This window comes from Hyphomonas sp., from assembly GCF_036964145.1.
Taxonomy (GTDB): Bacteria; Pseudomonadota; Alphaproteobacteria; order Caulobacterales; family Hyphomonadaceae; genus Hyphomonas.
Genome location: NZ_JBALUC010000001.1, coordinates 978,205 through 996,321, shown reverse-complemented (window position 1 = coordinate 996,321; position 18,117 = coordinate 978,205). Strand labels below are relative to the sequence as shown.

Sequence of the window (18,117 nt, the reverse complement as noted above, 5' to 3'; positions counted from 1 at the left end):
TGTCACGTGAGCAGGAATTTCAGCTGCTCTACGTTGGCGACTAGCTGATCCTCGTCATTGTTTTCAATAAAGTATGCTGGCACGCCGCATATTACTGAGTACGCAACAACTAGACTCTGTTGAAGATTCGCTTGCTGGCGAAGTTGGTCCTCATTTAGGTTCGGCCTACCCAGCGAGGCAGCGAGAATGCGTTTGCCTACAACAGCTGGGGAGGCCGTCACGCACACGACAATGTCTGGTGCGAGACGGGAAATCTGTTCAATCGACATAGGTGTGAGTCTGAAACCAAAGGCTTCGCTCGTCAGAGCATGTGTATCAATGACGATGCTTTTTGTGTCGCGATGTTCTTCGGCGACCGCGATTGCGCGTTCATCGACCTGTCGAACTATATGCGGTGTCGAGACATGGTCAGTACCGGATCGTAACTCTTCTTGCGTCACTGAATGTTCCTCCTCCAAGAAGGCGGTCAATTCGCGCCCAAACCTGAAATGGATTATATCTTCAGCGCTCTGTGTCAGCCGTTCGCATAAAGTCGTGTTTCCGGAAGCAGGGACGCCGGTAAGATAAATCACTTTTCCCATAAGATTGCTCCGATTTCACTTCATACTTTCAATACGTTAGGTATTTCGTAACTGCAATTTTGCGTCACGCTATCTACGGTTGAGCGATTTTCCTGGGGTGGAAACTCTCGAGGCTTGCTATCAAGATGAACACATGCGAACAAAGCGGGAACTTTTCTGAGAACTTCATTAGACATTAACTCTGTACGACAATACAAGCGATCATGACCGAGACATCGATTGAGTGGACAGATACAACTTGGAATCCGGTAGCGGGCTGCTCGATTATGTCTGCTGGATGTACCAATTGTTATGCTATGAACATGGCACGCCGCCTCGAACTTATGGGGGTCGATAAGTATGCAAATCTAACACGCAAAAGTGGCAAACGTACTATTTGGAATAACAAAATTCGAATGGATGAAGTGGCACTGGATGCGCCTCGCCGATGGCGCAAGCCTCGCAATGTCTTTGTGAATTCGATGTCAGACCTTTTCCATGATGGTGTTACTGATCAGTTTATTCTGAAGGTTTGGGCCGTCATGGCAGACACGCCTCGACACAACTATCAAATTTTAACTAAACGGCCAGATAGAATGGCGCAGATAATGCGCGATAACATCAGAACCGTGCTGCCAAATGTCTGGTTAGGAACGAGTGTTGAAAATGAAGTTGTTTGTGACCGCATAAGCGAACTTCAGCAGATACCTGCTGCTGTTCGCTTTATCTCATTTGAACCGCTTATCGGGTCAATCGGAACTCCTAGTCTTGAGAACATTCATTGGGCAATTGTTGGCGGAGAAAGCGGTACCAGGGCGCGCCCAATCCAAGAAGCATGGGTTGATGAAATTTACTCGCTTTGCCAGCAATATGAGACAGCGTTTTTCTTCAAGCAGTGGGGCACATGGGGGGCGGACAATAAGAAACGGTCAAAAAAGGCGAACGGTCGAAAATATAAGGGGCAGACTTGGGATGAGATGCCCGCCCTGACATCATAAAGAGCGAGCCAAATCAGAAATGCCTTCCAAGTCTTATCAGTGGGAAGCGGGTGCGATCCTCGGTGATCACTCAAAAAAGAAGCACCAAATACTTCGAGAATACCTGTCTGAATATCTGAGAATTCGATGCTCAGTGCCTCAGCAATCACGGTTCAGATTAGCAGTTGTAGATGCTTTCTGCGGCGGTGGCGTTTATGCGGGAGGGGAAGTTGGATCACCGATCATTTTTCTCGACACATTTTGTAACGTCTCGGAAGAGATCAACTTACAAAGAGCCATTGACGGCATGGCTCAAATTACATTTGAGTGCTTTTGCATTTTCAACGATGAAGACGCTGCCGCCATCGCGGCACTAAGGAATAATCTGGCACCTCACATCGCACGATGCCAAGACTCAGAGCATGTAAGGCTTCAAGTTCACTTCATGAACAGTGAATTCGAAGACGCCTATCCGATAATCAAAGCTAGGCTTGCGGGCGAACGGGTCACCAGGAATGTGTTCTTCAATCTCGATCAATGTGGGAGTAAGCATGTCAAACGCGAAACCATCGTTGATATTCTGCGAAGCTATCAATCAGCCGAAATTCTCCTGACTTTTGCCATTCGTGCAATGATGAGCCGATTGCCGCTACGGCGGGCGCCGGCTCGTGACACGATCTTAAGAAGTCACGGAGTGAGTCTTTCCGATGTTGATGATTTAGATAATCTAGGCAGGAAGCCGGAATGGCGCGCCGCAATCGAGCAATTAATATTCGACTCCTACCGCAACTGTGCACCTTATGTGAGCCCGTTTGCAATCAACAACCCCGATGGCTGGCTCTATTGGCTTCTGCACTTTGCGAACGAACACAAAGCCCGCCAAGTCTATAATGACCTGCTACATGAAAATTCTGGAGTGCAGGGACACATGGGCCGCGCGGGCTTGAATATGCTGACTTATGATCCATCCAATGAGGGAATCGAATATCTGTTCCAAGACGATGACAGGCAGCGCGCAAGGGATCAGTTGATGGATGATATTCCCAAGGCAATTTCTGAGTTTGGAGACGCAGTGCTGCTCGATGAGTTTTTGCGCAGCGTAGCGAATGAAACACCGGCGCACTCCATGGATATCAATCAAGCCATGATCGATAATCCAGATATAAAAGTTGAAACTGTGAATGGCGGTGAGAGGCGCTCTGCAAGTGGTATTCGCCGGACGGATTCTTTGATCATGAAGCCGCAGCGGAGCCTCTTTTTCATGCCTCCTCTGAAGGGCAAGCGTGAGGATACCTGAAGAACAAACCGGCTAAAAGGACTGTCTGAAGCATGCTGCAAACGTAGTGCCTGCTCTCCGCGTCCGAGGGCGCATCAGCATCGCCTAGTATACTTCTAATGCCCCCTAAATAGGCGCCGAATTTGAGCGCAATCGGATAGGAAAATTACACTCCAGAACGTCGCTCAGCGACCGTAGGCAAACCTTGGCGTATAACTTTCAAGCAGAGCCGAATCCTCGTCTTCCTCTTCATAAGGCTCGTTAGGCAATTCCTCGTTTGAAAGAACTGTGAGTGCAAAGCCATAGTCACCCAAGCCAATGACTTCTTCATCCAAGGCGATGTGAGCCGGCCCATCAAACCAATGTTGCATGTTTGTAGGAGCGCATAATCTACGCGCGTGCTTTATGTTATCGGCATCAGCGTTGAAGTCACGCGTCGCGGTGTCCGGCAGTGGGTCACCCTTGCGTAGCATGCGGATCGTTCCGAGCTGTTTGAAATTATCAGACAAAAAGGCGTAACTTACCTCATCCCCACGACTCACGATAATTGCCACCGGATACGGAGAGCATTCAGCAGCCCGAATTGCACTTGCTGTTAGCGAGCATTTAGATTGCGTCGCCAGGGTCTCAATCCCTTCTAAGCCGACGCTTTTTCCTACAAGCAGCTCACGGACTAATTTTGAAGGCATCAAGAGTCCGGCCGCGAAATGATCGGCTTCCAATTCTATCGAGTTGTTGCCTTCAGTGAAGCCTGCCCTAGATGCATGGATTATCCCAGTCTTAAGAATTTCCTCCGGATGCCCTTCCAAAAAATAATGGCCCAATTCGTGAGCAACTGTGAATCTTTGAAATCCGTGACTTTTGATAGTCGATGAATAGAAGATCGCGACCTGTTCGTCGTGGAATATGATGCCGCCACTCACGCCAGGTGGACCAGCAGGCTTCTTCTCAACCTGGATCCCCTCAGATTCTGCTATCTTGAAGGGGTCAATCGGAAAGGAATCGTAACCCAGTTCCCGAGATTTTTTCTCGCCACATTGACGGGCCCAGAGCAGGCGAAATTTCCTCATTCTCTGTCCACTCGCTTTTTTTCCCCCATCTGGTCAATCATCATCTGGATGAACTCTCGATCATGTCGGGTTAGGTGCTCCTCACCACGGAACGCCGTGGTTGCTCCCTGCATCGTATCCGATCGGCCCAATAGGTAGTCTGATGAAACAGAGAGAGCTTTCGCTAGCGCGCGAACGTTCGCGAACGAGGGTTTCCTGCGGTCTCGTTCGAAATGTCCAATCGCAGCAGGTTGAAGACCTGTCAGCCTCGCCAAATCTGTTTGGCTGAGACCTCGGCTTTCTCGGGCAAATAATAATCGCTCCCCAAAATTCGAATTTTCGTCAGTCATGCTTGACGCTACGTCCTCCGTGTGTCATTGTGTACGAATACGTAGGTAGTATCGTCGCCGGAGGGCGGCTTTTTTTGATCCAAACTACCTACGAATTCGTAGCGTTTATTAGGACGATTTTGTATCCCCCGTCAAGTTTTTTGAGGAGTTCCGAGATATGCCCAAGAATTCAGAAGTCACGAGCAAACGGGCAGCTTCAGCTGCGTCGAAAGTGCTTAGAAATCCCAAGTCGAGCAAAGCTGCAAAGACTGCAGCAGCATCCGCACTAACTCAGCGGCCCAACCGCAAGAAATAAGAGGACCAAACAATGAAAGACAAGCCAGCGAAAGAAGTGGAAATTGTCGTCGATGGGACTGAGTATCAGTTCATCAAGAATGACGAAATTTCGTATGCAGAAGTTGTCGCATTTTCATACCCCGACTACGCCCACCATCCGGAAATCACCTACTCGGTGACGTACACCCGGGGCCACGGCAACAAGCCGGAAGGAATCCTCGCGCCAAACGGATCAGTAAAAGTCAAGGATGGGATGATCTTCCGTGTTAATCGAACTGGCCAATCATAACAGCGACATCAAGCAGCTGCTAGACAAGGGTTACGCACTCCGGTTCGATAGCAACCATCTCGTAGTCCGCGACATCCCATATCTGAATGCGGACGCGGAACTCTGCTGGGGCGCTTTTGTGGCGAAGCTTGTTTTCGTCGACAACATCCGCGTGCATCAGGACAATCACCAAGTGTATTTCGCAGGTTCTCTTCCTTATGGTCTGGATGGTAAGCTCATACCCAATCTGGGCAACTGCAGCGCGACCCTACTGCTCGACAAATCAGATACCATCGTGCAGCGGCAATTCTCGAACAAGCCTCAAAACGGGTTCAACAGTCATTTTGAGAAGATCGAGCACTATCTCACCCTGATCTCCGGCCCTGCCATGGCTGGGCACGGCGCCGACCCATTCACCTTCAACGTCGACCCCGATGTGGTGGAAGATTCTATGTTCAAATTCCGTGACACGCTCACGAGCCGTGCCGAGATTGGTGATCTGTCCTGTTTACTGAACAACGAAGTCGTTGCCGTGATTGGTCTAGGGGGAACAGGCTCATATATCTTGGACTTTCTTGTGAAATCTCCCGTAATGGAAATCCGGGGGTTCGACGCAGACAAATACTATGTCCACAATGCCTTCCGATCTCCCGGAAAGCTCGACGGCGAAGAATTGGGAAAGCCAAAATCCGTAGTGTACTTAGACCGGTATTCCGGATTTCGACATGGCCTGTCCCTGAAAGAGATTTACATCGACAGCTCTACACGTGCGGAACTTGATGGCGTCTCATTCGCATTCGTTTGTGTCGACAAGGGGTCCGCTCGCAAGGAGATTTTCGATCTTCTGATCGAGCTCCAGATTCCGTTTATCGATGTCGGCATGGGTCTCGATCGCAAGCGGGGTCCGATCAATGGCATGTTGCGTGCGACAACCTACGAAGTTGATCAGGCTGAAAGTATTCGCGATAAGGAGCTCGCCGAAATGGCCGATCATCCCGACGATGAGTATCGCAGCCAGATCCAAATCAGTGAACTCAACGCGTTGAACGCATGCCTGGCGGTCATCCGCTTCAAACAGTTGAAGGGGTTCTATGTCGATGAGTATGCCCCCTACAATCTGCTATTGGATGTGGGTCAGCTGAAGATATTCTCGGAAAGTTTCAATGACTGAACTCATTCTCCAGCATGTGCGTTCCATACCGAAAGAACTTGAGCCTGAATTTCTATATGTTTCCCTCGACTATGGTATCGCCGCTCATTTATGCGCCTGCGGATGCGGGAACAAGGTAGTCGTCCCTCTGGGCCCCGCCGAATGGAGGTTTTCCGAGATGGATGGCAAGCCCACGCTTTCACCATCGATTGGCAATTGGCAGCTTCCGTGCCGTTCGCACTATGTTATTCGGAATGGGCATATCCTCTGGTCTGGCCAGTGGTCGGAAGAGCAAGTGCTCAAAGGTAGGAAAGCAGAACAAGCCAGAAGAAAAGAGTATTACATGGAACTTGAGCGCCAGCGGGTTTGGTGGCGCCGGGTCTGGAAATGGCTGCTCGGCTTGGTTCGCCGATAGTCGCTGTCGGCGAAGGAATCTGCTCGAAACACAAATCGGGAATTTTGAGCGCTGTATTTTTTAATATGAGGAAGCAAATCGCTTGCGGCTACTCACGGGATTTTTTCTGCCACTACGGATTCTTCCCGGAAGTTCACTCTAGCCACCCGGCCATTCCCGAACCTTCAGAATACCCCCCTGATTTCCCCCAATTCCCTCTCTGGAGACTGAGGGGCTGATTTGTCAGGTTCCATGTCATGAAACATGGCACGAACCTCTTCTGGCAGATCCTCCTCGTCTTGCTCATTGTCCTTCTGGCACTCTGGTGCGCGACGGAGTGGACGGCCTGGTCGCTTGGCTGGTCGCCGCGGCTGGGCGAGCCGCTCTTCGTCATCCTTGACATGCCGGTGTACGTACCCTGGGCCTTCTTCGGCTGGTGGTATTCCTTCGACGCCTATGCACCGGATGTGTTTGACCGGGGCGGGCTGATTGCCGGATCAGGCGGCGTTGCGGCCATTGTGATTGCGGTGACAGGCTCGATCCTTCGGGCACGGTGGGATAAGCGGGTCTCGACCTTCGGGTCTGCACGCTGGGCGGAAGGCAAGGATCTGCGCAAGTCCGGATTGTTGAAGCCTGCTGGTGTGTTTCTCGGCCAGGCTGAGGGCTCTTACCTCCGCCACGATGGGCCTGATCATGTCATGGCCTTTGCGCCGACCCGCTCAGGCAAGGGTGTTGGCCTTGTCGTGCCCACCCTGCTCTCCTGGCCGCATTCGGTTCTGGTGCACGACATCAAGGGCGAGAACTGGCAGCTGACATCCGGCTGGCGCTCGGAGTTCTCGCATTGTTTGCGTTTCGATCCAACGGACATTGCGTCAGCCCATTTCAATCCTCTGATGGAAGTGCGCAAGGGCCATTGCGAAGTTCGAGACGTCCAGAACATTGCCGACATTCTCGTGGACCCGCAGGGCAAGCTTGGCGATCTCGGCCACTGGGTCGACAAGGCCAACTCGCTACTCGTCGGCGTCATCCTGCATGTCCTTTACGCCGAGCGGGAGAAGACACTGGCGCGTGTATCGAGTTTCCTTGCTGATCCCGACCGGACGTTCCGCACGACGCTGTCGATCATGCTCCGGACAAATCACCTTGGCACAAGCGAAGCGCCCAAGGTTCATCCCGTTGTTGCCGAGACGGCGCGTGAGCTGATGAACCAGTCGGAGAACGAGCTTTCCGGCGTGTTGTCCACCGCGCTGCGCTTCCTGTCGCTCTACCGCGACCCGGTCATCGCGGAAGTGACGTCGCGGAGCGATTTCCGGATCGAGGACCTTGTGTCCGGCGACCGGCCGCTTTCGCTCTACCTGGTCGTCCCGCCCTCGGACCTGTCTCGTACGAAGCCCCTCATGCGCCTTATCCTGAACCAGGTCGGCCGGCGGCTCACTGAACATCTGGAGATACGTCCTTCGGTATTCTCGCGTGGCAGATCGGTTGTAGCAAACGTTCTGAGCGCTTGCGGGCTCCTTGCTCCTCGAGTGTCTCTGGTTGAAGCAAAGTCCCGTCGGCGGGTCCTGTTCATGCTGGACGAGTTCCCTGCCCTCGGACGGCTCGACTTCTTCGAGAGCGCGCTCGCCTATATGGCAGGCTATGGCCTGAAAGCCTTCCTGATCGCGCAGTCGCTCAATCAGATCGAGAAGGCCTATGGCCCGTCGAACGCGATCCTCGACAATTGCCATGTGAGAGTGGCGTTCGCGACGAATGACGAACGCACCGCCAAGCGTATCTCTGATGCACTCGGCACCAAGACTGAACAGCGCGCCATGAAGAACTATGCCGGTCACCGGCTGGCCCCCTGGCTCTCGCACAAGATGGTCTCGCGCCAGGAGACCGCCCGCCAGCTTCTGACCCCCGGCGAAGTCATGCAGCTCCCCGCAGACCAGGAACTTGTCCTTGTCGCAGGCTCTCCTCCGGTTCGTGCGCTGAAACTCCGCTACTATGAAGACCAGAACTTCACTGAACGCCTCAAAGACGCCCCTGACTTTGCAGCCTGCATTCCAGACGCGCGGGCCAATGACTGGGGCTCCGAAGTCCGGTCAATCCATGAAGGCCTCATGCAGGCCGCAGAGTTCGAACCTAATGTCGACGGCCTTGGGCCTCAGAAGGCACGCGATGCTGCCGAGGACCGTGCACGGCTCGCGTCACCTTCGAAACCTGGCCGGTCCCGGGCGCAGGCGCGCAATCCCCTGCAGGCAAGCCTCTTCGACGCACTCGTGCAGGCTGACAGCCTCGAACAGGCGACCGGCATTGATCTCACGGGGAATGGCCAATGAAGCCCCGGATCCAGCCCTATATCTCGCCAGAGAATTTTCACTGGCTGAAGGCTATGGCCAAACGCCCTGGCCTGTCAGAAAGCACGATCATCGATGGAGCAGTGACGGCCTACCGGGCAGGCGAGTCCGACAATAAGCGCGAAGCCGCCATCAATCGCCGGCTGGACCGGCTGACCCGCCAGTTCGGGCGGATCGAGCGGGACAATCTTGTCCTGGCCGAAACGCTTGCGACCTTCGTTCACTATTTCCTGACGGTGACACCGCCGGTGCCTGCCAACCAGGTTGAGGCAGCCCGCGCCAAGGGCGACATGCGGTTTGACCTCTTCGTCCGGCAGGTCGCCGAGGCGCTGCGCTCCGGTCAGCGCATTCTCCAGAACGCCGTCGAGGACGTGACGGCAGAAGGGGCGAGCCTTGAAACCCACCCTGAGCATTTGAATGGGGAGCGGGCCGATGCGTGAGGTTGAGAGTCTGACACGCACCCGCGCCATGCTGGTGACAGCGCTGGGAACCGAGATCGTGGCGGCACTGGAGGATCCGTCCGTCGTCGAGATCATGATCAATCCTGATGGAAAGCTCTGGGTCGAGCGGCACGGCAGCGGCCGCACCGAGTTTGGACTTGTCTCGGCTGCTGACACTGAACGTGTCATCCGGCTAGTCGCGAGCCATATGGGCCGCCGCGTCGATGCGGCCTCGCCGATTGTCTCGGCCGAACTGCCGATGGGCGGGGAACGGTTTGAAGGTCTCTTGCCACCCGTGGCGCCCGGACCTTGCTTCTCGATCCGCAAGCCTGCGGGACGGGTGATCGCTTTGGATGAGTATGTCGCCTCCGGCGTCATGGCGCCCCATCATGCAGACGCCCTACGCCAAGCCGTGCTGGAACGTGAGAATATTCTCGTGGTCGGTGGCACGGGCTCCGGCAAGACGACACTTGCCAACGCCCTGCTCGCCGAGATCGCGCTAACCGGCGACCGGCTGGTCATCCTCGAAGACACGCGCGAACTTGTGTCGACCGCGCGGGATGCGGTTCAGCTGAGAACACAACCCGGATCGGTGACGCTTGCAGACCTTGTCCGTTCAACCCTGCGGCTCCGCCCTGACCGGATCATTATCGGCGAGGTGCGCGGCGCCGAAGCGCTCGACATGCTGAAAGCCTGGAACACGGGCCATCCGGGCGGGATCGCCACCCTGCACGCAAACTCTGCCCTTGGCGGCCTCTCCCGGCTCGAACAGCTAATTGGCGAGGCCTCAGCCCAGGTGCCGCACGATCTCATCGCCGAGACCATTGATTGCGTTGTCTACATTTCCCGGCGCGCCGGGATCCACCGCGTCGAGGCGGTCGCGCGCATGAACGGGCTCGGGCGTCAGGGCTATGATCTGATCCCCGTCCAGCCGGACCTGCAGCTCGTCCTGCCGAGCCTGCCCTTTTCCGAACCGCTTCTCTCCACCGCTCCAGAAAGGACGTAATCCATAATGAAACGAGACATGATCAAAACCCTGAGCCTGACGGCAATTGTCGCGGCGCTCGCCTTCCCCGCCCACGCGGCGGGCTCCGGCATGCCCTGGGAAGCCCCGCTGCAGTCGATCCTCGACTCCATCGAAGGGCCGGTCGCCAAGATCCTCGCAACGATCGTTATCATCCTGACCGGCCTCGGCCTTGCCTTCGGCGAGAGCGGCGGCGGCATGCGGAAATTGTTGCAGATCGTGTTCGGTCTCTCGATCGCTTTTGCCGCGACGTCGTTCTTCCTCTCGTTCTTCTCCTTCGGCGGTGGGGCGACGCTCTGATGGCTGACAACCGCCCCCTGCCCCCCGGCTATAGCGTGCCGGTCCATCGCTCGCTCACAGTGCCGATCCTGCTCGCAGGTGCGCCAAGGCTTGCGACGATCGTCAATGGCACGCTGGCCGCCGCGCTTGGCATCGGCCTGCAGCTCTGGGGCGTGGGGCTCGCTTTCTGGATCGTGGCGCAGGGCATCTGCGTCTTCGCCGCCCGGCGCGATCCACAATTTTCCGACGTACTGATCCGGCACATTCGGACAAGAGGCTATTACGCATGCTGAACCTTCGTGAATACCGACAGCGCCCGGCCTCGCTCGCGGACCATCTCAAATGGGCTTGCCTGATCGCGCCCGGCATCATCCTCAACAAGGATGGCAGCCTGCAGCGGACAATTGCCTATCGCGGCCCAGACCTTGAAAGTTCGACGCCGGAAGAACTGGTCGCGGTCACGGCGCGCATGAACAATCTCCTCAGCCGGTTCGGGTCAGGTTGGGCGCTGCATATAGAAGCGGACCGCCGACCATCCGTCACCTATCCGGAAAGCACCTGGCGGGACAGCGCCCCCTGGCTGGTCGATGAAGAACGCCGGGCGGCGTTCGAAGAGCACGGGCGCCACTTCGAGACCGATTGCTACCTGACCCTCACATGGATGCCGCCGGCCGACCGGACAGCTCGGATCGAGCAACTCTTCATCGACGATCCCGCAGACGCCCCGGCGGCGTTCTGGAGCGAGCATCTCGCCCATTTCGAAACCGAAACCTCCCGGGCGCGCGACATGATGGCAGACCTGATGCCGGAAGCGCGCTTTCTCGATGATGAGGAAACGTTGACCTACCTGCATGCCTGCATCTCGGTCACGCGGCAGACTGTGCGGGCACCGTCCCTACCGATGTGCCTCGATGCGCTCCTGGTCGATACACCACTGACCGGCGGGCTCAGCCCACGCCTTGGCGAGGAGACGCTGAAAGTCCTCACGATCAACGGGTTCCCGGCAACCGGCGAGCCGGGACTCCTCTCCGAACTCGACCAGCTCGGCTTTGCCTATCGCTGGGTGACGCGGTTCCTGCCCCTCGATAAGCCCGAGGCGGAGAAGACGCTCAATGCCTATATGCGCAACTGGTTTGCGAAGCGCCGGTCGCTGACCTCTTACCTGCGCGAAATACTTACCAATGAGCCGGCAACGCTGCTCAATACGGACGCAGACAATCATGCCGCCGACGCGGACGAGGCCTTGCAGGCGCTTGGTGCCGGGCATGTCGCCTTCGGGTATTGCACGACGGCGATCGTGGTCCGGCATGAAGATGCATCGATCGCCGAAGACCAGATCCGCGCTGTCGAGCGCGTGATCCGCGGGCGTGGGTTCACCTCCGTCTCCGAAAGCGTCAACGCGGTGGAAGCCTGGCTCGGGACGCTGCCGGGCGAGGCCTATGCCAATGTCCGCCAGCCATTGCTCAATACGATCAATCTTGCCCATATGGCGCCGCTTTCGGCGCTCTGGGCAGGGCCGGAGCGCAATGCGCACCTGGACGGACCACCGCTCCTGATGGCGCGGTCGGCCAGTGCGACGCCGTTCCGGCTTGTCACGCATCAGGGCGATGTCGGGCATATGATGGTGGTCGGGCCGACCGGGGCCGGCAAGTCAGTCCTCCTGTCGCTCCTCGCCTTGCAATTCCGGCGCTATACCGACGCGCAGGTGTTCATCTTCGATAAGGGCGGTTCAGCGCGCTGCGCAACGCTGGCCCTTGGCGGGATATGGTACGACCTCTGCCTCGACGGCGACCTTGCGTTCCAGCCCTTGCGGGACATTGATAGCGAAGCCGGGATCGCCGAAGCGCAGGCCTGGGCGCTGGGGCTGATCGCTCAGGAGAATGTCATGGTAACGCCAGAGGTGAAGCAGGCCGTCTGGACGGCCCTTCAGAGCCTTGGCGCGGCGCCTGTTGTCCAGCGTACACTGACGGGTCTTGCGGCGCTGGTGCAGTCGCCGGAACTCCGGCACGCGCTGGAACCCTATACGCTGGCCGGCCCGTATGGCGCGCTGCTCGATGCCGATGAGGACAGTCTGGCATCCGGCGACATGCTCTGCTTCGAAATGGACGCGCTAATGCAGGACAAGCGGCTCGCCGCGCCGGTGCTCGCGCACCTGTTTGCGAAACTGGAAGCCCGGTTCGACGGGAAGCCAATCCTGCTCATTCTCGATGAGGCCTGGCTGTTCCTCGATCATCCAATGTTTGCGGGGCGGCTGCGTGACTGGCTGAAAACCCTGCGCAAGAAAAATGTCTCGGTCGTGTTCGCGACGCAGAGCCTGTCGGATATTTCGGCAAGCGCGATTGCGCCCTCGCTCATCGAAAGCGCCCCGACCCGCATCTTCCTTGCCAATGCGCGGGCCGAAGAGCCTTCGCAGCGGGCGACGTATGAAGCTTTCGGGCTCAATGCGCGTCAGGTCGAACTGATCGCGCGGGCGACCCCGAAGCGGGATTATTACGTCCAGTGTCCGGACGGCAACCGGTTGTTCGATCTCGACCTCGGTCCGGTTGCGCTTGCTTTCTGCGCCGCCGGTTCGAAGGCCGACCAGGAACTGATGTCCGAGATTTATGCCGCAGCGGGGCCGGAAGGTTTTGCTGCGGCCTGGCTTGCCGCGCGCGGGCTCCATTGGGCGGCGGACCTCATTGGAACAGAGGGAGACATACCATGCGCCGCAGAATAACCGCCCTGCTTGCAGCCTCGCTATCTTCACTCCTTTGGATAACGCAGCCGGCAGACGCCTTGCTGGGCGTTGGAGATGTCGTGATCGATCCCACAAACCTTGCCCAGAACATCCTGACCGCCACCCATACGCTCGAGCAGATCAACAACCAGATCCAGCAGCTCCAGCATGAGGCGCAGATGCTGGTGAACCAGGCCGAAGACCTCAAACGCCTCGACTATGCCTCGATCGAGCATATGAAACGCCTGCTCGAACGCATCGACACGCTGATGCGCGAAGCGGGCGAGGTCACTTACGAAGTCGAGGAGAGCGAGAGACAGTATGAAGAGGCCTTCCCGGATTCCTATGAAGGCCTCACCAATGAGGAAATCGTCGTCGAAGCCGCCGATCAGTGGCGGATCAGCCGGGATGCGTTCCGGGCCTCGATCCAGGTCCAGTCGGGGATCGTGACCTCGATTGCAGAGTCCAGGGAGACGCTCACCGACCTTGTGAGCGAAAGCCAGGCGGCAACAGGGAACCTGTCCGTGGCCCAGGCCGGCAACCAGCTCGTCGCCCTTTCCGTCGAGCAACAAATGCAGATGCAGCAATTGATGGCGGCGCAGTACCGGATGGTGGCGCTTGAAGAATCCCGCCGGGCCGCCATCGAGGAACAGGCCCGTATCCGTCACAAACGCTTCCGCGGCGACGGCGTCGCCTATCGGCGGGATTAGCGCCATGGAAGACCTTGGCGTCATCGACCAGTTTGCTGCGACCTTCTCGGCCTATATCGACAGCGGGTTCGGCCTGTTGCAGCCGGATGTCGCGTTCCTGACCTCCGCGCTTATCGCCATCGACATCACACTGGCGGGGCTGTTCTGGGCCATGGGCCCGGATACGGACATTGTCGGGCGATTCCTGAAGAAAGTGCTCTATGTCGGCGCCTTCGCGCTCATCCTAGGCAATTTTGCGCTCCTGTCGGACATTGTGTTCACGAGCTTTGCGCAACTGGGCCTGAACGCAACCGGCGGCACGATCACGGCGGACGATATCATGCGGCCGGGCTTTGTCGCAGCGGCAGGCTTCGATGCCGCCCTGCCCCTGCTTGACGAGATCGAAAAGCTTACCGGCCCGATCGCTTTCTTCCAGAACATTGTCATCATCGCCGTCCTCTTCCTCGCCTGGATCATCACCCTCCTCGCTTTCTTCTTCCTCGCCATCCAGCTCTTCGTCACCATCATCGAGTTCAAGCTGACGACGCTTGCCGGGTTTGTGCTGATCCCGTTCGCGCTCTGGAACAAGACCTCGTTCCTCGCCGAGAAGGTCCTCGGCAATGTCATCGCGTCGGGCATCAAGCTCATGGTGCTGGCCATCATCGTGGGCATTGGCTCAACCATCTTCTCCTCCATCACATCGACCTTCCAGCGAGACGAGGTGACCCTTGAACAGGCTGCCTCCGTCATCCTCGGATCCCTCTCGCTTCTCGCCCTCGGCCTGTTCGGACCCGGCATCGCAACAGGACTTGTCTCCGGCGCCCCGCAGCTGGGCGCTGGCGCCGCCATCGGCACCGCAGCTGGTGTCGCTGCCGGAACCGTCGCAGGCGGCAGCCTTGCCAAGGCCGGTATCGGCGCGGCAGCAGGTGGTACACGCAGCGCCGTGGGTGCAGCGGCCTCCATGGCAGGTGGCGCCCGCACAGCCTACCAGATGAACGCTGCTGCATCCGGCAAGACCGGCGCTGGCGCCGCAATGGCGGGCATGAGCGGTGTCGCCGGCGCAGGCGTTCGCGCGGCTGCATCGGGCGCCAAGGGATTTGCCCTGCGCGCGTTTGGTAACCCGAGCGAACGTCACCAGGCAGGCGCACGCGCTGCCTTTGCAGCAACCGGAGGCACCGGCGCGCCCAATGCAGGTCCAACCAATGGGCCGAATTCTTCCCCGGATTGGGCCCGGCGCATACGCCGCGACCAGTCGACCCGCGATGCCGGCATGATGGCCGCCTCTGCGGTCCGCGATGGCGACCGGCCCGGTGGCGGCACATCCATACAACTCAGGAATGACGAGGACTAATCTATGCTCTGGAAGCGAAATTCCACCCGCTATGGCGAAACCACGGCGCCCGTGACGCCCTACCAGCGCGCGGCGCAGGCCTGGGACGACCGGATCGGATCAGCGCGTGTCCAGGCGGCGAACTGGCGGCTGGCCGCACTCGGCAGCCTTGCCCTCTCGTTCGTGCTCGCAGGCGGTCTTGTCTGGCGCTCGACCCAATCCTTCGTCACGCCATACGTGGTCGAGCTGACCGGCGAAGGCGCCGTGCGCGCCGTCGGCCCCGCCGACGGGCGCTATGAGCCGACCGATGCGCAGATCGCGTTCCATCTTGCAGAATTCGTGAAGAACACGCGCGGTGTCTCCATCGATCCGGTGGTGGTCCGGCAGAACTGGCTGAAGGCCTATGCCTATGCGACCGACCGGGCGGCAGCCACGCTCAATGATTATGCCCGTGACAATGATCCATTTGCGGATCTCGGACGGCGCTTTGTGTCTGTCGACGTGGCGAGCGTCGTGCGGGCCTCCGATGACAGCTTCACCGTGCGCTGGCGCGAGACCGCATATCGCAACGGCACTGAGACCGGCCAGTCGAACCATACCGGCGTGTTCTCGATCGTAATCGACCCACCCCGCACCGAAGAGGCCCTCCGGGCCAATCCCCTCGGCCTCTACGTTCACGGCCTCAACTGGTCGAAAGACCATCAATAGGAGCATATCCAATGAAACGCCTTGCCCTGATCCTCCTTGCCTCGACCGCCCTTGCGGCCTGCGAGAGCTTTCCGGCTGCTGTCGGCCCCGACATCACACTGGATGAACCGGACTATGTCGAAGACCTCTATCTCGCCCCCGACATGGAAGAGGCCGATATCGCCGACGTGGACCTTTCTTCGACGCCGGTCGTTTACCGCACCTATACGCCGACAAGTGTCACAGGCGCGATGCCCGGCCAGTTGAAACCCATGCCGACGGAGACAGATGCGCCCTCCCTGAAACCCTACCAGGCCATAGAAACAGCAAACGGCAAGGCGGCGGTCGAACCCTCGCTCGACAATTACATGAACGCGATCCAAGTCTATCCTTATACCGTGGGCGCGCTCTACCAGGTCTATTGCGCACCGGAACAGGTCACCGACATAGTCCTGCAGCCCGGCGAAGAACTGGTCTCCGTTTCGGCCGGCGACACGGTACGTTGGGTGCTCGGGGACACCGTTTCCGGCACTGGCACCGATGCGCAGGCGCATATCCTGATCAAGCCGACGCAGGCGGGTCTCAAGACAAACCTCATCATCACGACGAGCCTGCGGGCCTATCACCTCGAACTGCGCGCGTTCGAAGAGACCTATATGGCGGCCGTGTCCTGGCGCTATGCCGATCAGGAATTGGTGACGCGTGTGGCGAGGTCCGGCGCGGCGCGTGGCACAACATCGTCTTCGCCAGCAGGATTGCAGCTTGATCGGTTGAAGTTCCGTTACGACATCGACGGCGATGAGCCGCACTGGCGGCCGGATCGCGTGTTCGACGATGGCCGCAAGGTCTATATCCAGTTCCCAGCCCGGCTCGACCAGGGCGAGGCCCCAGCCCTGTTCGTCATTGGCCGTGACGGCAAGTCCCAGCTCGTGAATTATCGCATGTCCGGCGACTATTATGTCGTCGACCGCCTGTTCGCCCGCGCCGAGCTGCGTCTTGGGGAAAAGCGCCAGGATGTCGTGAAGATCGCCCGCAATGATCTCGGGCAAGCGAAGCCATGACAGAGACTGCTTCCCCTCCACCCAAGCCGCTCGAAATCCGCGGCGCACCTAGGCCTGTCAAACGGTTTTCCAAACGCGCGCTCATGGTCCTGCTTGGAACAGGTAGTGCGATTGTTCTTGGTTCGCTCGCCTTTGCGCTGCAAAGCCCGAAGGACGGCGCTAACGATCCGGCCCGGGAGCTTTACAATACCGAGCATAATCCGACAGCGGATGGGCTCGCTGCGCTTCCGAAATCTTATGGCGAGATTGCGCCGGAAGACGACATCCTCGGGCCACCACTTCCAGGCGACCTCGGAACGCCGATCCTGAAGGCGCAGCGTGAAGGACGGATGGGACTGCCGACGGAAGATGCGCCCGAGGTGGATCCAATGCGTGAGCATCTGGCGGCGGTCGAGGCAGAGCTGCGAGCACGTGAAGTAGCTCTCTCTGATGCGGCACGTGGGAGCGGTGTGTTTTTCCAGGTTGGGTCGAGCGTGGGGGCGAAACCGATTGGCAGTCCGGTTTCGGCAGCGGCTGCGCCCTCGTTGAGCTTTCCGGACCTGTCGGCATTTGCGCCATCCGATGGCAGCGCGTTTGGGTCATCCTTAAATGAGGATCCAAACCGTCAGGTTCGCAAGCTTGATTTTCTGGGCGCAGAAACCGATCCCTCGATCTACAATCCGCATCGGCTGGAGACACCGGTTTCTCCCTACCAGTTGATGGCTGGAACGATTATTCCGGCAACCCTGCTGACAGGGGTGAACTCCGACCTTCCGGGGCAGGTCATCGCGCAGGTGACAAGCCCGGTTTATGACACAGTGACCGGCGAGACCGTGCTCGTGCCGCAGGGCGCTCGCCTGATCGGGCGCTATGACAGTGTCATAGCATTCGGCCAGTCCCGGGCGCTGCTCGTCTGGAGCCGGATCGTCATGCCGGACGGCACATCCATCCGGATCGACAATCTCGCCGGCGTCGATGCGCGCGGCTACGCTGGGCTAGAAGACAAGGTCGACTATCATTCCTGGAAACTGTTGCAGGGCGTCGCCCTGTCGACCCTGCTCGGCGTCGGGTCTGAACTCGCCAGCGATGACGAGGGCGACATTGCCCGGGCTTTGCGCCGCTCTGCGCAGACAGGGGCAAATGAAGCGGGCCAGGAAATCGTGCGCCGCAATCTCGACGTCCAGCCCTCGATCACCATCCGACGCGGCTGGCGGCTCGGCGTGCTCGTCAACAAGGACATTGTCTTGAAGCCCTATAAAGGAGGCATATAACC

General features: G+C 58.1%; 19 protein-coding genes. 16 read left to right on the top strand and 3 right to left on the bottom strand.

The features are described from left to right. Positions 1 to 2: 2 nt before the first annotated feature. The gene (locus tag V7660_RS04910; RefSeq protein WP_335602006.1) at positions 3 to 581 is read right to left on the bottom strand and encodes an ATP-binding protein; all 579 of its coding nucleotides are present in this window, start codon (positions 579 to 581) and stop codon (positions 3 to 5) included. 203 nt (positions 582 to 784) lie between these two features. On the opposite strand from V7660_RS04910, the gene V7660_RS04905 reads away from it, so the two are divergent. Together V7660_RS04905 and V7660_RS04900 are read left to right on the top strand one after the other, a co-directional pair. Next, positions 785 to 1,558, top strand: a complete 774-nt coding sequence (locus V7660_RS04905; RefSeq protein WP_335602005.1) for a phage Gp37/Gp68 family protein — start codon at positions 785 to 787, stop codon at positions 1,556 to 1,558. Positions 1,559 to 1,577: 19 nt separating this feature from the next. Beyond that, positions 1,578 to 2,834, top strand: a complete 1,257-nt coding sequence (locus tag V7660_RS04900) for a three-Cys-motif partner protein TcmP (RefSeq protein ID WP_335602004.1) — start codon at positions 1,578 to 1,580, stop codon at positions 2,832 to 2,834. 164 nt (positions 2,835 to 2,998) lie between these two features. Here the strand turns inward: V7660_RS04900 and V7660_RS04895 are convergent, their stop codons facing one another. Further along, on the bottom strand, positions 2,999 to 3,883 hold the full coding sequence (locus V7660_RS04895) for an ImmA/IrrE family metallo-endopeptidase (RefSeq protein WP_335602003.1): 885 nt from the start codon (positions 3,881 to 3,883) through the stop codon (positions 2,999 to 3,001). Further along, entirely contained in the window at positions 3,880 to 4,212 is a 333-nt protein-coding gene (locus tag V7660_RS17220; protein WP_348211685.1) for a helix-turn-helix domain-containing protein, read from the bottom strand. The genes V7660_RS04895 and V7660_RS17220 overlap by 4 nt, the downstream gene beginning before the upstream one ends. Before the next feature lie 307 nt (positions 4,213 to 4,519). Here V7660_RS17220 and V7660_RS04890 point away from each other — a divergent pair, with 307 nt between their 5' ends. The 14 genes from V7660_RS04890 to V7660_RS04825 all read left to right on the top strand — a co-directional run bounded on the left by V7660_RS04890 (position 4,520) and on the right by V7660_RS04825 (position 18,115). After that, a complete protein-coding gene (locus tag V7660_RS04890) occupies positions 4,520 to 4,777 on the top strand; it encodes a multiubiquitin domain-containing protein (RefSeq protein ID WP_335602002.1) in 258 nt (85 codons plus the stop codon). Then, complete coding sequence (locus V7660_RS04885) at positions 4,752 to 5,927, top strand: ThiF family adenylyltransferase (RefSeq protein ID WP_335602001.1); 1,176 nt, start codon at positions 4,752 to 4,754, stop codon at positions 5,925 to 5,927. Before V7660_RS04890 ends, V7660_RS04885 begins: the two co-directional genes overlap by 26 nt. Further along, positions 5,920 to 6,321: a DUF6527 family protein gene (locus tag V7660_RS04880; protein ID WP_335602000.1), complete on the top strand. Its 402-nt coding sequence runs from the start codon at positions 5,920 to 5,922 to the stop codon at positions 6,319 to 6,321. Before V7660_RS04885 ends, V7660_RS04880 begins: the two co-directional genes overlap by 8 nt. Before the next feature lie 236 nt (positions 6,322 to 6,557). Then, a complete protein-coding gene (gene traG, locus V7660_RS04875) occupies positions 6,558 to 8,621 on the top strand; it encodes an IncP-type conjugal transfer protein TraG (RefSeq protein ID WP_335601999.1) in 2,064 nt (687 codons plus the stop codon). Further along, on the top strand, positions 8,618 to 9,079 hold the full coding sequence (locus V7660_RS04870; protein ID WP_335601998.1) for a CopG family transcriptional regulator: 462 nt from the start codon (positions 8,618 to 8,620) through the stop codon (positions 9,077 to 9,079). The genes traG and V7660_RS04870 overlap by 4 nt, the downstream gene beginning before the upstream one ends. Then, positions 9,072 to 10,085 carry a P-type conjugative transfer ATPase TrbB gene (gene trbB, locus V7660_RS04865; protein ID WP_335601997.1) on the top strand — a complete coding sequence of 338 codons (1,014 nt, stop codon included), beginning with the start codon at positions 9,072 to 9,074 and terminating at the stop codon, positions 10,083 to 10,085. Before V7660_RS04870 ends, trbB begins: the two co-directional genes overlap by 8 nt. A gap of 18 nt (positions 10,086 to 10,103) precedes the next feature. Continuing rightward, positions 10,104 to 10,403: a TrbC/VirB2 family protein gene (locus tag V7660_RS04860; RefSeq protein WP_335601996.1), complete on the top strand. Its 300-nt coding sequence runs from the start codon at positions 10,104 to 10,106 to the stop codon at positions 10,401 to 10,403. Further along, complete coding sequence (locus tag V7660_RS04855) at positions 10,403 to 10,675, top strand: VirB3 family type IV secretion system protein (protein ID WP_335601995.1); 273 nt, start codon at positions 10,403 to 10,405, stop codon at positions 10,673 to 10,675. Before V7660_RS04860 ends, V7660_RS04855 begins: the two co-directional genes overlap by 1 nt. After that, positions 10,669 to 13,098 carry a conjugal transfer protein TrbE gene (gene trbE, locus V7660_RS04850; protein ID WP_335601994.1) on the top strand — a complete coding sequence of 810 codons (2,430 nt, stop codon included), beginning with the start codon at positions 10,669 to 10,671 and terminating at the stop codon, positions 13,096 to 13,098. The genes V7660_RS04855 and trbE overlap by 7 nt, the downstream gene beginning before the upstream one ends. Beyond that, positions 13,083 to 13,808 carry a P-type conjugative transfer protein TrbJ gene (trbJ, locus tag V7660_RS04845; RefSeq protein ID WP_335601993.1) on the top strand — a complete coding sequence of 242 codons (726 nt, stop codon included), beginning with the start codon at positions 13,083 to 13,085 and terminating at the stop codon, positions 13,806 to 13,808. The genes trbE and trbJ overlap by 16 nt, the downstream gene beginning before the upstream one ends. A 4-nt stretch (positions 13,809 to 13,812) precedes the next feature. Further along, complete coding sequence (gene trbL / locus V7660_RS04840; RefSeq protein ID WP_335601992.1) at positions 13,813 to 15,138, top strand: P-type conjugative transfer protein TrbL; 1,326 nt, start codon at positions 13,813 to 13,815, stop codon at positions 15,136 to 15,138. Positions 15,139 to 15,141: 3 nt separating this feature from the next. Then, positions 15,142 to 15,825 (top strand): conjugal transfer protein TrbF, encoded by a 684-nt coding sequence (gene trbF / locus V7660_RS04835; RefSeq protein WP_335601991.1) that lies wholly within the window; start codon positions 15,142 to 15,144, stop codon positions 15,823 to 15,825. An 11-nt stretch (positions 15,826 to 15,836) separates the two neighbouring features. Further along, positions 15,837 to 16,865, top strand: coding sequence for a P-type conjugative transfer protein TrbG (gene trbG, locus V7660_RS04830; protein WP_335601990.1), 1,029 nt, complete (start codon positions 15,837 to 15,839; stop codon positions 16,863 to 16,865). Continuing rightward, on the top strand, positions 16,862 to 18,115 hold the full coding sequence (locus tag V7660_RS04825; RefSeq protein ID WP_335601989.1) for a TrbI/VirB10 family protein: 1,254 nt from the start codon (positions 16,862 to 16,864) through the stop codon (positions 18,113 to 18,115). Before trbG ends, V7660_RS04825 begins: the two co-directional genes overlap by 4 nt. Positions 18,116 to 18,117: the final 2 nt, after the last annotated feature.

Coding starts and splice junctions, on each gene's coding strand:
- V7660_RS04910 (WP_335602006.1), bottom strand. CDS start 581: ATGGGAAAAGTGATTTATCTTACCGGCGTCCCTGCTTCCGGAAACACG.
- V7660_RS04905 (WP_335602005.1), top strand. CDS start 785: ATGACCGAGACATCGATTGAGTGGACAGATACAACTTGGAATCCGGTA.
- V7660_RS04900 (WP_335602004.1), top strand. CDS start 1,578: ATGCCTTCCAAGTCTTATCAGTGGGAAGCGGGTGCGATCCTCGGTGAT.
- V7660_RS04895 (WP_335602003.1), bottom strand. CDS start 3,883: ATGAGGAAATTTCGCCTGCTCTGGGCCCGTCAATGTGGCGAGAAAAAA.
- V7660_RS17220 (WP_348211685.1), bottom strand. CDS start 4,212: ATGACTGACGAAAATTCGAATTTTGGGGAGCGATTATTATTTGCCCGA.
- V7660_RS04890 (WP_335602002.1), top strand. CDS start 4,520: ATGAAAGACAAGCCAGCGAAAGAAGTGGAAATTGTCGTCGATGGGACT.
- V7660_RS04880 (WP_335602000.1), top strand. CDS start 5,920: ATGACTGAACTCATTCTCCAGCATGTGCGTTCCATACCGAAAGAACTT.
- traG (WP_335601999.1), top strand. CDS start 6,558: ATGAAACATGGCACGAACCTCTTCTGGCAGATCCTCCTCGTCTTGCTC.
- V7660_RS04870 (WP_335601998.1), top strand. CDS start 8,618: ATGAAGCCCCGGATCCAGCCCTATATCTCGCCAGAGAATTTTCACTGG.
- trbB (WP_335601997.1), top strand. CDS start 9,072: ATGCGTGAGGTTGAGAGTCTGACACGCACCCGCGCCATGCTGGTGACA.
- V7660_RS04860 (WP_335601996.1), top strand. CDS start 10,104: ATGATCAAAACCCTGAGCCTGACGGCAATTGTCGCGGCGCTCGCCTTC.
- V7660_RS04855 (WP_335601995.1), top strand. CDS start 10,403: ATGGCTGACAACCGCCCCCTGCCCCCCGGCTATAGCGTGCCGGTCCAT.
- trbE (WP_335601994.1), top strand. CDS start 10,669: ATGCTGAACCTTCGTGAATACCGACAGCGCCCGGCCTCGCTCGCGGAC.
- trbJ (WP_335601993.1), top strand. CDS start 13,083: ATGCGCCGCAGAATAACCGCCCTGCTTGCAGCCTCGCTATCTTCACTC.
- trbL (WP_335601992.1), top strand. CDS start 13,813: ATGGAAGACCTTGGCGTCATCGACCAGTTTGCTGCGACCTTCTCGGCC.
- trbF (WP_335601991.1), top strand. CDS start 15,142: ATGCTCTGGAAGCGAAATTCCACCCGCTATGGCGAAACCACGGCGCCC.
- trbG (WP_335601990.1), top strand. CDS start 15,837: ATGAAACGCCTTGCCCTGATCCTCCTTGCCTCGACCGCCCTTGCGGCC.
- V7660_RS04825 (WP_335601989.1), top strand. CDS start 16,862: ATGACAGAGACTGCTTCCCCTCCACCCAAGCCGCTCGAAATCCGCGGC.